Genomic DNA, 12,178 nt, shown 5'->3' with positions numbered 1-12,178 from the left:
TCCCCATGTTGGGGCGTCCGCCACTACACGGGTGATGCGGTGCAGGCACAGTCCCCGATCATGGGGTTCTTGCGTTTCATGACTTTCGGGGTGTCCGTGCCTGCTGTTCCACCATGCCTGCTCAAGCCGGTTCGCGACCAATTCCTGGCGCTTCTTCCTGACCGCGAGGACAGCCATCCGCTGGGCTGTCACAACCCACGGATTGCGGACGAGGTCGTCTTTGACCGCCTGGTGCAAGCTCTGGCATTCGGCTGCGGATATGAACGTGCGGCTGATGAGCAGTGCTCCGCCACGACGCCGCGGCGCCGCCGGGACGAGTGGATCGCGCTTGGAGTCATGGAGGCGCTTCGGTTGCTGGTCCCGTCCGCATACGACCGGATGATTGGCCTCGAACGGGACCACCCCGTCGCGGACGGCTGCATCACGAAGGCCCCCACGGGGGGGGCGGGTGCTCGGGAAGAAGCCCGGTCGACCGGGGCAAACAAGGCCTTAAGCGCTCGCAGTTGACCGAAGCGGGCGTCCGCCGAGGATTCGAGCCGGGACGCGGATGCGTAGTCCTTGGTCGATGAGCACCAGGCGAAGGGGCGAACGCCGCAGCTGACCCTGGACAATGCCTATCGCTCTCTGGACGGCGCCCCGGAGGGGACCCGGTCCGAGCTTCTGCCCGAAGAACACGAATGCAAGAACATGCCGGGATAAGAACCCTGACCTCGAGTACCTCGACGAGCAGGGCAACGTCGTCGGCTATGGCGAGGTCAAGACGGTTGGGGATGCCGATCAGGGAGCCTTCAACAAGCAACTCGCCACGGCCGTCAAGCAGTTGCGCGTTCGCGAGGACGTGGAGGGGGAGATGGACGTCAACAAATCTTCGTTCAGGTCCCCGACCTGGTCGATGCTCGGGAGGTCAAAGGGTGGGTCCGCGCCCATCAGAAAGGCCGCCTGCAATCATGGAAGCGACCTCGACAAGATCCGCGGATACCATGTGCGGGTCTACACCGAAAGCGGCAGCAAACTGGCCGACTTCGACCTCGGGATCGACGCCGACGAAGGCCATGTCGAGGGGCATACCTACTATTCGCCGAACGGGAACTCCTACTGATCCGCCTGCTGCCGCTGACTGACACCAGGCTGTAACCCGGAGCAGGGGCGGATGCGTACCGTGAGGACGCGTCCGCCCCCCTGTGTCCGAAAGGCGCGTTCCTTGTCCTCGACGCTTTACCGCGTGCGTGAACCGTTTCCCGATGCTTTGAGCGCGCTGACTCGGGCGCGCGCGATCATGCGCGACCTGACCGACTGGACGGCCGAGCCCTGGCCTCAGCTGGAGAAGGTCACCACGGTCGAGCAATTCACCTACGCACTTCGCGCTTTCGGCACCGCCCGGTTCACCGCGGACCGGGTACCTCATGTCTTCCCTTTCATGGACGAGTTGCGGCGCCGAGGAGTCGTCACGTTCGACGCCCGGCAGATGAAGTCCTGGTTCAGCGGCGACGTGCGGCTGGGTCCGGACCTGGCGGATCTCTGGCCCTTTCCCGAGAGCGTGGACCTCTCCCTGGCTGCGACTTCGCCCTTCGGCGCCCCCGGCGGCGAGCCTGAGGACACCTGCACCGAGGAGGAACTGGACCGGATGGTCTCGGTGCTCGGCCCGCTGACCCTGAGCGTCACCTGGGACTGCGCCTGGCGTGGTCTCCCGGAGGCCAAGGGCTGCGGCGTGCTGCTCTGCCTGAACAGCGTCTGGCTGCGGCAGCACGACGAGCCGTCCCCGGGCGAGTTCGGTGTCTGGATCTCCCTCGGCCCCCGGGTCGCGTGGACGCCCGCGGGCCAGACCTGGGTCCGCGACTCGGGACTTGAGCTCGGCGAACCCCAGACAGGCTGGTGACCCGCGCGCCCGGATTCGCCAGCGGTCAAGCACTGGGCCGCAGCTGCGGGAGAGCCGCTGGAGCGGTATCAAGTCCGTCAGTGGGTTCCCTCTGCGGGGTTACAGCGAAAGCGTCGGCAGTCTGGGCGCCTTCGACCTTGGCGGTGACGCCGACAGGGGCCATGTCGAGGGGGATACCTGCTATTCACCGAGCGGGTACTTCTACTGATCCGCCCCTGCCCTTGTCCGAAAGGAGCGTTTCCTTGACCTCGACGCTTTACCGAGTGCGCGAGTCCTTTTCCGATGCCCAGGTGCTCTGACGCGGGCGCGAGAGATCTTGCGCGAGCTGGCGGACTGGCCCTCCATTCCTTCCCCCCGACTTGAGCCGGTCGCCACGGCTGAGCAGTACATCTACGCCCTATCCACCTTCGACACTGCCCGCATCTACGGAAATCAAGACGAGCCCGGTGTCGCACCTTGCCTGGATGATTTTCGGCGCCGGACCGTCGTCACGCTCGACAATGAAAAGCCGAACTCCTGGTTCGCCGGCTACGTGAGACTGCGCGCCGAACTGGGCGACCTCTGGCCGCTCCCCGAGAGACTGACTCTTAGCCTCGATCGTTCATGAGTCCCCGTCAGCTTGCTGATGGGGACTTTGTGTCTGTGCGGTGGGGCTTTTTCGGGGCTGGGGCAGGTTGAGGGCCTGGCTCGCGCGTCGGGTGGGCGCCGGGTTCCACTTCGCCGGTGCGGTCGTGGGGGTTGTCGGGATGGTGGAAGTGGCTGGTCAGCCGGGGTTCGGGAGGATGTGGAGCCTGGCGATCGCGTGGGTGATGACGTCGGTCCAGGGCCATCGGGCGGGCAGGCGGAGCCAGTGGCGACGGCCGGTGTTCACGAGCTGGGCGGCTGCGGAGAACAGCCGCAGGCGAAGCCGTTTGGGTTCCCAGCGGCGGGTCTTGCCGGTCAGGGCGAGCATGGGCATCCAGGCGAGGAGGTCGAGTGCGAGGGAGACGATCTCCAGTCAGATCCGGTACTGCGCGGTGTCGTGCAGGGGCAGGTTGCGCAGTCCGGTGTCGCGGGCGTTTCGGATGCGGTCCTCGCAGCGTGCCCGGCGGCGGTCGCGTAGTTCGAGGTCGGCGAGCTGGCCGCCTTGGGTATTGGTCGCGAAGCAGGTCAGCCGTAGTCCGTCGAGGTCGGTGAAGCGCAACTGGACGCTGGGGTGCGGGCGTTCCTCTCTGACGATCAGCCGCATGCCCTTGGGCCAGGTGCTCAGGTCGGGCATGTCGGTGATCTCGGCGACCCAGGCGCCGGGCCGCTCGGTGCCGCCGGCGTCGTAGGCCGGTGTCCATGCCTTCTTGTCCTGTCTCAACGAAGTTAGTCGTCCACCCTTGCGCTGACCTGCGTGGACTGGATTGGGTGAGACGCGGAGACTTGGTTCGTTGAGACAAACCTCGGCCCGCTAACGCAGCTGCGCGTTCCGATGCTGGTCGCCCGCCTGCTCCAAGGCGGCCTCGTAGGCGTGCAGGGCGGTGATGACTGTGGCGCGTTCCGAGGGGTCGAGACCGCGCATGACGCGTTCCCAGGCAGAGGCGCTTCCGGAGAGCCATTCGCCGATCGGTGCGGCGTAGGCGGGGGTGATGGCGATGATGCGGCGGCGGCGGTCGGTGGGATCGGCAGTGCGTTGCAGGACGCCCGGCCTGGACAGCTCGCTGACCATGAGGCTGACGGTCGTCGGGGCCACCTCCAGCCGAGCGGCCAGCTCGTTGATGCTGGTGGGGCCGTCGTATTCCAGGTGGGCCAGCAGTGCGAGGTGTCGCGGTGCCAGGTCCAGACCCTGGAGTGCCGGAGGTATGGGCAGGCGCTTGGCGCGGCCCACGAGCCGTGGCATGAGCAACAGCAGGGTGCGGACGGCCTCATTGACGGCTGGACCGTCCGATTCCGTGGACATCAGCGACCTCTTCTAGATACCTTTAAAAACAAAGGCTTTGGATTCAAAGGGAACGAGGTTCACTATGCCGCATCTGACCGTCCACCTTCCAGAGAACAGGCTGACCGGGAACGAGCCCACGCTCGTCGCCGCACTGACCGACGCTGTCGTCGACGTCTATGGCGAATGGGCCCGTGACCTCGTAAGCGTCCGCCTGGCCGGAGTCCCCGCAGGCCGTTTCGCGCAGGGTGGCAAGGCCGTGGACACAAACGCCTCGGTGATTTTGGGCGTCCGCGCCGGCGTCTTCGACCGCCCCGACGCCGCCCAGATCACCGCCCGCCTCGGCACCGCGCTCACCGACGCGATCACCCGCGTCGTCGGCGACGACCTCCGCGCCGGCACCATGGTCGAACTTGTGGCGTCACCGCCAGAACGTACTTTCGTCGGCGGCACCCTCACCGTGTGACCCCCCATCTGGGCCACCTCACGACCCGGCTGTACTCAGGCTCAGCAGCGGTAGTAGGGGGGAACGGACTCCACCGTGATTCCGGGTCGGCTTCACCGGGCCCCCATCCAGCACCCCCGAGCGCGCTCAACCGCGCGACTGGGTTCGCTGAGACAGAAGCCCGAACGACTCGGTTCGTTGAGAAAGCGACTCGATTGAGTGAGACGGGACACTTCTTCGGGATCTTCAGCACGGCCTGGTGGAGGGTGTCGGTGATGGTCATTCCGACGGAATACGACAGCCACCGGCCGGGCCGGGAGAGCCAGTCAAGGAAGGTATGGGTGCCGCCGGCGGAGTCGGTACGGATCAGCGTCTGGTGTCCCCGCCGCAGGTGTTTCGGCAGTTGGGCCAGGGCGAGTTGGGAGGTTTCGATGTGGTCGGCGGCGGTGTTGGAGCCGACGTTGCCGGGCCGCGGCAGCGCGGCCACCGGCTCTCCGGACCCGGCTGGGCCGTGGTCGACGAACGCGACGAGCGGATGGTGGCCGAAGGTCTTCTTCCACGTTGGGGTGGCGTCCTGCTTCTCGGAGTGCGCAAGGACCGGCACCCCGTCGATGTCCACGATCACCTGGCCGTCGGCGGCCGGGCTGTCCGCGCCGGCCAACTCCCACACCCGCGAGCGTACTTCGGCCCGTGCCGTGCGGATCGCGGTGAGCGCCTTCGGTCCGGCTGAGGCGAGGGTGTCGATGAGCCGGGAGACCGTGGGGTCCGATGCCACCGGGCCGAACATGTCGGGCTCGGCCCGCAGCATGGCGACATCGGCGAGGCAGTCCCCGCCCAGAGCCGTTGCCAGCGCGACATCCAGCAGGACCTTGCCCGGGTCGTGCACCGTCCTCGGCTTGTGCCACGGCGCCATTGCCGCCGATATCGAGGTGTCCAGGCCCACCTTGCGGACTGTCTCGACCAGCAGCACTGCCCCGGCCTGCGAGACCACCCCGCTGACACCGCCCTCGAGGCGGACACGTGGGTACACCCCGATACGCTTGCTCACCTGGAGAGTGCTTCCTTCCGTGCAGCCAACAGGACCCTAGACAGGTCCCATCGTTGCAGGTCAGAAGCACTCTCCGCTTATTTGATCAAGGCATGGGCGAGCACACTCATGAACGATACGAGGTCGATCAGCCCTTCGGCGCGTGAGCTATCGCGATCGTCTTCATCTTCAGGGTGCGCACCGCCGCGGGGTCGGTCACGGGCCGGGAAGTCTGTCCCCTGGCCGCGGCGGCCTTCTTCGCCTTCAGGGCCTCTGCGGCTTCGGGGCTCGGCGTGGTGCGAGAACTCTTCTCCTTGGCCGCGGCGGCGACCGCCTCGGCCTTCTGCTTCTGCGTGCGCGCGGAGTCGTCGTCCGTCGTGGAGTGCGAGGTCGCCGTGGCCGCGTGGACCTGCGACCCCGCCGCCACCGTCAGACTGCCGAGCGCCAAAGCGCTGACCGCGGCGGTCCTGAACGTCGTTCCCATCCTGCTCGGCTTACGGGGGGCTGCATGGCGCATGGGTGTTCCTCTGCTGTCGGCTTGGCTTGGACAGCTGGACTACGCAGCGCGGGGCCCCGGACGCGACACTCGGATGCGGTGATACAGATCACAGAGAACCGCTGTAGCGGGTGATCAGCGCTCCTGCGTACTTCCCCTACAGAGGACCCCTGGCCGTTCTGTGGACGGATATGAATGGCGGAAGAGTGGCGAGAGGCACGGCGGAAGAGGAGTTCGATGAATTCTATGCAGTGGCCTACCCCAGGCTCGTTCGGCAGATTTACGCGATGACCGGCGATCTGCCGGAGGCCCAGGATGTCGTCCAGGAGGCGTTCATAAGGGCCTGGAGTCGGCGTGGGATATTCACGAGCGACGGTTCCCAGGAGGCGTGGATCCGCACCACGGCCTGGCGGCTCGCCGTATCGCGCTTCCGGCGTCTGCGGCGCGGTGTGCAGCTCATTCAGCGCCATCACGACCAGCGCCACATCGAAGGCCCATCCCCCGAGCGCATCGCTCTCGTCGAGGCACTTCGCACTCTTCCGAAAAAGCAGAGAAGTGCCGTCGTCCTCCACCACCTGTGCGACCTCAGCGTTGAGCAGATAAGTGCCGAGACGGGCTGGCCGGCCGGCAGCATCAGGGTCTGGCTGGTCCGCGGGCGCCTGTCACTCGCCCGCCACCTTTCCTCCCTGCCGGACCAGGAGGTGGACCATGTCCGGTGAGTACGAGCGTCCTGTCTGGCTTACCGAGAGCGTCGCCCAGTTGGAGAGTGTTCGGGTGGACCGGCCGGTGTCCGCACAGGAGTTGCGTCGCCGAAGCGTCCGACGCCGTCAACGCCGTACCCGTTCTGCCGCCCTTGTGGCGATTGCCGTGGCGGCACTCGGTGCGGGCGCCTACTGGAATTCCATGGGCGCGGACCGATCGGCGGAAGATCCCGCCCGCCTCGGTGAGGTTTCCAAAATATCAGCGGCCCAGGAGAAAATGCGGGCTTACTACTCGGTTCTGCCGGATGCCTTCGCCTCCCGGCATTCGACGTCGAAGCTGCGGAAGCTGATGACCGCGTATTTCACGGACACGGCACTGAAGCGAGAAGTTGTTCTCGAAGGCCGCGGAGCCGGCGACCTGGCGGCCACGTGTGGGGATGTGGAGGCCACCACCACCTTCACCGTCGGCGACCCCCGTAGCGCCGGGGCCGACACCGTCCGTGCACGCGTGACGAGCAACAGCGCACCGGAATCGATCGAGGTCGATTTCGATCTCCGCACCATGAGAATCTTGAGATGGTCCTGCCCCGACGGGTCCTGACTTCTGCCGGCCGTCACGGGCCGTAGGCCCCGGGTACCGGAGGGCCGGTCCCATCAGCCTGGATCCACCGGCTTGATGCCGGTGGATGGTTCACCCAGAAACGAAGAAGTGCCTTGCGACCTGCGATGATGGGGTTTTTCCAGGACCACATCAGGCACGATCGACAAGGCACTTCCGAGATGTAAAGTTCCCATGCCGCAGCGGCGGTCTCATCCGTGTTCGACGACCCGAACCTGGTCGCGTACGGCGGGCTGGAGCCGGTGGTGCGGCTGGCCGAGCAGTGCGGTCTGCCCGCGCTGGTCGGGGAGACGGACCCTGGTACGGCTGAAGGGGTTGGACTATCCGTTGTGTGCTTCGAGCTCGGTCGCCAGCGTCTGTTGGGTGGCCGCCCACGACGCCAGGAGCGCCAAATTGTCAGCGGTCGGTGTGCCCGCGGGTGCGGTGTAGATGTTGAGGTGCAGGCCGGGTTCGGCGGGCAGTTCCAGGGATTCGACGTCCAAGTCGAGCTGACCCACGATCGGATGGTGCATACGCTTGCGGCCGGACCGGTGCAGCCGCACGTCCTGAGATGCCCACCGCTGCCGAAATAGCTCACTGCACGTTGACAGTTCGCCGACCAGGGCGATCAGTTCCTCGTCGTGCGGATTGCGGCCGGCTTCCATGCGCAGCTTCGCGGCCACGCCACCGGCAACCTGGTCGTAGTCGACAAAGAAATCTCTGGCCGCGTCGGGGTTCAGATAGACGAACCGCGCTGTGTTCGCGGGCCGTCGCGGGTCGGCCAGCACCGGTGAATACAGCGCGCGAGCGAGTTGATTCATGGCGAGCACGTCATAACGGCCGCTACCGATCCAGGCCGGCGCATCGGAGATCGCGTCGAGCACCTGCTGCAGCGTCGAGCGCACCCCCACGGCAGGCCTGCGCCGACGTGGGCTGCGGGGCGCCTTCGATTGGCGCGCGAGGTGGAACAGGTGGTCGCGCTCGGCTTCGTCGAGCTGCAAGGCGGAGGCCAACGCGTCGAGCACGCCGTCGGAGGCACCGGCGAGGCTGCCGCGCTCCATGCGCACGTAGTAGTCGACCGATACCCCCGCCAGGAGCGCTACCTCCTCGCGGCGCAGACCTTTGACCCGGCGGTTGCCGCCGTAAGCGGGCAGGCCCGCCTGCTCGGGTGCGATGCGGGCGCGACGTGAGCTGAGAAACTCCCGGATCTCGGTGCGTAGATCCATCGCGGTTATCTCCTCACCGTAAGCCCGTCCCGCACCTTAATGGATATTTGTTGCGGTCGTTGCGGTGCCGCCGTCCACCGGGATGATGGCGCCCGTGAGGTAGGACCCAGCCCGGCTGGCGAGAAACACGGCGGCACCCGCCATGTCGTCGTCGCGGCCGACCCGGCGCAGAGGGGCCGCCGCCGCGATCGTGTCGCCGATGGCATCGAGAGTGGTCGCCATCATCTGCGACGGGAACACTCCCGGTGCTACCGCGTTCACCGTGATGTGCTGTGGGCCCAGCTCTCTGGCAAGCACCCTGGTGAGCTGATGGAGTGCCGCTTTGCTGCTGGCGTACGAGTAGTTGGGCGACGGAGCGACGTGGATGGCGGCGATGCTGCCGATGTTGATGATCCGTGCGGGATCATCGGCGGTGCCCGCCTTACGAAGTGCCGGGAGCAGTGCCTGCACCAGCCAGAACGGCGACTTGAGGTTGAGGTCGAGCACTGTATCCCAGGCCTCGTCCGGGAACGTCTCCAACGGCTCGCGCCACATCGCTCCCGCGTTGTTGACGAGGATGTCCAGGCGTTCCGAGTCGGCCTGGACAAGATCAGCGAGGCGCTGACACTCGTCGTGCCTGGACAGGTCGGCGGGGATTGCTCGCACGTCGCCGAATTCGGACAGTAGACGCTGTGCCTCCGCGCACGTGTCTGCGTTGCGTGAGCTGATGACGACGCGGGCGCCCGCCTGGAGAAGGCCGCGCGCGATCATCATCCCAATTCCCCTGGTGCCGCCAGTGACAAGGGCGTACTTCCCACTCAGATCGAAAAGTTCTGTGTGAGTGGTGAACTGGTTCTCCGTCATTGGTATCCGTTCCTTCTGTCGTAAAAGAATGCGCCGACAGGTCGCGTATTCGGGGCAGCTGAATTGAATGATGATGGTAAAGCTGCAGCGCGTTTCCATGGAGTGTTGTCGGCGCTTTCGGCTCAACCAGGTTGACAGGAATTTGGAACGTCGGGGAGACCCTGGTGATACAGGTACTGTCAGAACCCCCTTCCCTGGTGCGCTGAGTCCGGATCACCCCGGCTTGATGCCCGTGGATGGTTCACCCAGAAACGAAGAAGTGCCTTGCGACCCGCGATGATGGGGTTTTTCCAGGACCACATCAGGCACGTTCGACAAGGCACTTCCGAGATGTAAAGTTCCCATGCCGCAGCGGCGGTCTCATCCGTGTTCGACGACCCGAACCTGGTCGCGTACGGCGGACTGGAGCCGGTGGTGCGGCTGGCCGAGCGGTGCGGTCTGCCCAAGCTGGTCGGCGAGCACGTCCGGCTGCCCGCCTCGAAGGACGGCACCGGTGCCTTCCCAGCGGCGAAACCGATGTCGCTGGTGGGCGGCATGGCCGCGGGCGCCGACGGCATCGACGACATGGACCGGCTGCGGCACGGTGCGATGGGCCGCCTGTTCTCCGGAGTGCGGGCCCCGTACACGCTGGGGTCGTTCCTGCGCTCCTTCACTCACGGGCATGTGAAGCAACTGAACGCCGTGGCCCGCCGGTTCCTGCCTGAACTGGCCCGTCACACCCCGATGCTGCCCGGCGCGGACCAGGCCGCATACGTGGACATCGACGACACCATCCGCGGCACCCACGGCTACGCCAAACAGGGCGCCGGATACGGATACAGCAAGGTCAAGGGGTCGTGAGCCCTGGCACGTGTACCTCGGCGTGTTGTCCGGATTGCCTCTGTGCACCCCGTACGGGGACGATCCTCCGCCTTGCGATCGCAGGCACCGGGCGCTGCCCGGTCCGGCCGGACGGCGGCACCTTGTCGAGAACGCTCTAGTGGTGGGGCGATGTGCCGGCTTGGACCAGGGCCCGTGCCAGGTCGGTGCTCTCCGGAAGGCAGCCGAGGGGGTAGCGCCGAGGTAAGCACCAAAGCCGTCAGTTGTTGATTTTGAGGGCTTGATGGCTCTGTTGCGCTGACTTTCTACGTGGCCAAGGCCGCGACCGCGTGTTCGTCAAGGTGTCTTCGGGTGCGGGATGTCCGCCGGGTTGTCGTGTGCTGTGTCGGTGGGCTCGGTGGGCTCGGTGTGTGAGAGTGCGGCGAGGAGCTGCAGTTTCTCGTCGCTGTCGCTGTTCTTGGCGGGGTAGTAGACGACGAGGATGACGTCGTCTACGGGGAGTTTGTCCCGGTGGAGGCGTAGTTCGCCGACGACGGGGTGGTGGACCGTGGTCGTGCCGCCGTCGAGGCTGCGGACGTCGTGGCGGGCCCACAGGGTGCGGAACCGCTGACTGGACAGTGCGAGTTCTCCGACGAGTTCGACGAACCGGGGGTTGTCGGTGTCGTCCCCGATGGTGGTGCGAAGGGCAGCGATGAAATCGGCGGTGGCTTTCGTCCAGTCCTGGTGGAAGGCTTGTTCCTCGGGATCGAGGAGGAGCGAACGCAGCCGGTTGTGGCCGGGCCGCAGCCGGGGGGAGAGCGCGACGGCCATGGGGTTGGAGGCCAGGACATCGAACGCGCGCCCTTCGACGAACGCGGGGATCTGAAGGTGGGCGAGCAACTCGTGCACCCGTGCCGGTACGTGCTCGGGCCGCTTGCGGTGTGGTGCCCTGGGGCGTGCCGCCGTGAGGCCGAGCAGATACGTCCGTTCGATGTCGTCGAGCTCCAGGACGCGCGCGAGTGATGCGAGCACCTGGGGTGAGGGGTTCTTGTCACGGCCCCGTTCCAGGCGCAGGTAGTAGTCGGGACTGATTCCGGCGAGCAAGGCGACTTCCTCACGGCGCAGGCCGGGCACGCGGCGATTGCCGCCGGACGGAAGCCCTGCCTGCGCCGGAGAGACCAGCTCACGCCGGGCACGAAGGTAACTGCCGAGCCGGTTGCCGGATTCCTCGTCCTTCATACCGACACCGTAATGCGGTGCGCGTGTCCCAGCGGGGGCCCTGGCAGGACCAGGGAAGACGGGGGCCCTGCCCCACCCGGCGCGTGCGGCCAAGACTGCGGTGACACCGTTTTGAAAGAGACGGAGAACATCACTGTCCGCGTCGGGCTTGAACGCCGTCGGCGCTCTGAACTGAAGGGAAGATCCCGTGGATCTCTCCAACCGCACCGTTCTCATCGTCGGCGGAACCTCGGGTATCGGGCGGGAGCTGGCTCGCCGGTTCGCCGCAGCAGGCAGCGCCGTGGCCGTCGGCGGCCGCAGCCCGGAGGCTCTCTCGGAACTCGCCGGGGAAGGTTTCGGCACGTTCGATATCGACGTCACGGACCGTGCCTCCGTTGCGTCCTCTCGTGATGCCGTGCTCGCCCGCTACCCCGAGCTGGACACCGTGGTGACCATGTCGGGGGTCATGCTCCTGGAGGACCTGCGAGACCCGGCGCACTTCGAGGCGGCGGAGACGACGATCGACACCAACCTGCTCGGCACCATCCGAGTCATCGACGCCTTCACCCCCCACCTGGTCCGGCGGGGCGCCGGCACCTTCATCACCGTCACCTCCGGAATCGCCTTCCTGCCGTTCCCGCCCATGCCCAGCTACGCCGCCTCGAAGGCCGCGGTGCACGCCTACTCAGAGGCACTGCGCGCGCAGCTCGACGGCACCGGTGTCGGCGTCGTCGAGCTCGTCCCCCCGGCCGTCACCACAGCCGGCCAGGAAAAGGTGAACCCGCGCGCGCTGCCGCTCGACGACTTCGCCACCGAGGTCATGCACCTGCTCTCGGAGAACCCCACCCCTCGCGAAATCCTCGTGAAGGGTGTCCTCATGCACCGCTGGGCCGAGCGCGACGGCACCTACGACGACCTCGTCGCACAGCGCTCCCAGGCCCTGACCATGCTCCCCAGCCGCGAAGACTGACACCCTTTTCCCCCGCGGGCAGCCTCCTCGCTCATCGCCCCCGAGCGGCCAACGGGCACCGACCGCAAGGCGTCGGC

General features: G+C 66.6%; 13 protein-coding genes and 3 pseudogenes. 9 read left to right on the top strand and 7 right to left on the bottom strand.

What is annotated here, in order from left to right; genetic code table 11:
* Positions 1-96: 96 nt before the first annotated feature.
* From OG504_RS01915 to OG504_RS01900, 4 genes and pseudogenes are all read left to right on the top strand, one after another.
* Positions 97-512: pseudogene (locus OG504_RS01915) on the top strand (IS5/IS1182 family transposase); the annotation flags it as partial.
* A 98-nt stretch (positions 513-610) separates the two neighbouring features.
* Positions 611-1,099 carry a hypothetical protein gene (locus OG504_RS01910; protein ID WP_405988067.1) on the top strand — a complete coding sequence of 163 codons (489 nt, stop codon included), beginning with the start codon at positions 611-613 and terminating at the stop codon, positions 1,097-1,099.
* Between the two features lie 123 nt (positions 1,100-1,222).
* Positions 1,223-1,876, top strand: coding sequence for a hypothetical protein (locus tag OG504_RS01905; protein ID WP_405988066.1), 654 nt, complete (start codon positions 1,223-1,225; stop codon positions 1,874-1,876).
* A gap of 316 nt (positions 1,877-2,192) precedes the next feature.
* On the top strand, positions 2,193-2,483 hold the full coding sequence (locus tag OG504_RS01900; RefSeq protein WP_405988065.1) for a hypothetical protein: 291 nt from the start codon (positions 2,193-2,195) through the stop codon (positions 2,481-2,483).
* A gap of 156 nt (positions 2,484-2,639) precedes the next feature.
* Here the strand turns inward: OG504_RS01900 and OG504_RS01895 are convergent.
* Positions 2,640-3,206, bottom strand: a pseudogene (locus OG504_RS01895) (transposase); the annotation flags it as partial.
* A 105-nt stretch (positions 3,207-3,311) separates the two neighbouring features.
* A complete protein-coding gene (locus tag OG504_RS01890; RefSeq protein WP_405988064.1) occupies positions 3,312-3,800 on the bottom strand; it encodes a MarR family winged helix-turn-helix transcriptional regulator in 489 nt (162 codons plus the stop codon).
* A 64-nt stretch (positions 3,801-3,864) separates the two neighbouring features.
* Here OG504_RS01890 and OG504_RS01885 point away from each other — a divergent pair, with 64 nt between their 5' ends.
* On the top strand, positions 3,865-4,245 hold the full coding sequence (locus OG504_RS01885; RefSeq protein ID WP_402166629.1) for a 4-oxalocrotonate tautomerase family protein: 381 nt from the start codon (positions 3,865-3,867) through the stop codon (positions 4,243-4,245).
* 94 nt (positions 4,246-4,339) lie between these two features.
* Here OG504_RS01885 and OG504_RS01880 read toward each other — a convergent pair.
* A pseudogene (locus tag OG504_RS01880) lies at positions 4,340-5,272 on the bottom strand (transposase); the annotation flags it as partial.
* A 127-nt stretch (positions 5,273-5,399) separates the two neighbouring features.
* Positions 5,400-5,735: a hypothetical protein gene (locus OG504_RS01875; RefSeq protein ID WP_405988063.1), complete on the bottom strand. Its 336-nt coding sequence runs from the start codon at positions 5,733-5,735 to the stop codon at positions 5,400-5,402.
* Positions 5,736-5,938: 203 nt separating this feature from the next.
* On the opposite strand from OG504_RS01875, the gene OG504_RS01870 reads away from it, so the two are divergent.
* Together OG504_RS01870 and OG504_RS01865 are read left to right on the top strand one after the other, a co-directional pair.
* Positions 5,939-6,466, top strand: a complete 528-nt coding sequence (locus tag OG504_RS01870) for a SigE family RNA polymerase sigma factor (RefSeq protein ID WP_405988062.1) — start codon at positions 5,939-5,941, stop codon at positions 6,464-6,466.
* Entirely contained in the window at positions 6,456-7,049 is a 594-nt protein-coding gene (locus OG504_RS01865; RefSeq protein WP_405988061.1) for a hypothetical protein, read from the top strand. The genes OG504_RS01870 and OG504_RS01865 overlap by 11 nt, the downstream gene beginning before the upstream one ends.
* A 338-nt stretch (positions 7,050-7,387) precedes the next feature.
* On the opposite strand, the gene OG504_RS01860 is transcribed toward OG504_RS01865, so the two are convergent.
* Positions 7,388-8,272, bottom strand: coding sequence for a helix-turn-helix transcriptional regulator (locus OG504_RS01860; protein ID WP_405988060.1), 885 nt, complete (start codon positions 8,270-8,272; stop codon positions 7,388-7,390).
* 36 nt (positions 8,273-8,308) lie between these two features.
* Complete coding sequence (locus OG504_RS01855) at positions 8,309-9,115, bottom strand: SDR family oxidoreductase (RefSeq protein WP_405988059.1); 807 nt, start codon at positions 9,113-9,115, stop codon at positions 8,309-8,311.
* A gap of 366 nt (positions 9,116-9,481) precedes the next feature.
* Here OG504_RS01855 and OG504_RS01850 point away from each other — a divergent pair, with 366 nt between their 5' ends.
* Positions 9,482-9,955, top strand: a complete 474-nt coding sequence (locus tag OG504_RS01850; protein ID WP_405988058.1) for a hypothetical protein — start codon at positions 9,482-9,484, stop codon at positions 9,953-9,955.
* A 315-nt stretch (positions 9,956-10,270) separates the two neighbouring features.
* On the opposite strand, the gene OG504_RS01845 is transcribed toward OG504_RS01850, so the two are convergent.
* A complete protein-coding gene (locus tag OG504_RS01845) occupies positions 10,271-11,152 on the bottom strand; it encodes a helix-turn-helix transcriptional regulator (RefSeq protein WP_405988057.1) in 882 nt (293 codons plus the stop codon).
* A gap of 187 nt (positions 11,153-11,339) precedes the next feature.
* Here OG504_RS01845 and OG504_RS01840 point away from each other — a divergent pair, with 187 nt between their 5' ends.
* Positions 11,340-12,101 carry an SDR family oxidoreductase gene (locus OG504_RS01840; protein WP_405988056.1) on the top strand — a complete coding sequence of 254 codons (762 nt, stop codon included), beginning with the start codon at positions 11,340-11,342 and terminating at the stop codon, positions 12,099-12,101.
* The last annotated feature ends 77 nt before the right edge of the window (positions 12,102-12,178 follow it).

Origin of the sequence: Streptomyces sp. NBC_00986 (assembly GCF_045162565.1) — a bacterium.
GTDB lineage: Bacteria > Actinomycetota > Actinomycetes > Streptomycetales > Streptomycetaceae > Streptomyces.
This window is presented reverse-complemented; position numbering and strand designations above follow the sequence as displayed.

Coding starts and splice junctions, on each gene's coding strand:
- OG504_RS01910 (WP_405988067.1), top strand. CDS start 611: ATGCCTATCGCTCTCTGGACGGCGCCCCGGAGGGGACCCGGTCCGAGC.
- OG504_RS01875 (WP_405988063.1), bottom strand. CDS start 5,735: ATGGGAACGACGTTCAGGACCGCCGCGGTCAGCGCTTTGGCGCTCGGC.
- OG504_RS01870 (WP_405988062.1), top strand. CDS start 5,939: ATGAATGGCGGAAGAGTGGCGAGAGGCACGGCGGAAGAGGAGTTCGAT.
- OG504_RS01855 (WP_405988059.1), bottom strand. CDS start 9,115: ATGACGGAGAACCAGTTCACCACTCACACAGAACTTTTCGATCTGAGT.
- OG504_RS01890 (WP_405988064.1), bottom strand. CDS start 3,800: ATGTCCACGGAATCGGACGGTCCAGCCGTCAATGAGGCCGTCCGCACC.
- OG504_RS01885 (WP_402166629.1), top strand. CDS start 3,865: ATGCCGCATCTGACCGTCCACCTTCCAGAGAACAGGCTGACCGGGAAC.
- OG504_RS01860 (WP_405988060.1), bottom strand. CDS start 8,272: ATGGATCTACGCACCGAGATCCGGGAGTTTCTCAGCTCACGTCGCGCC.
- OG504_RS01845 (WP_405988057.1), bottom strand. CDS start 11,152: ATGAAGGACGAGGAATCCGGCAACCGGCTCGGCAGTTACCTTCGTGCC.
- OG504_RS01865 (WP_405988061.1), top strand. CDS start 6,456: ATGTCCGGTGAGTACGAGCGTCCTGTCTGGCTTACCGAGAGCGTCGCC.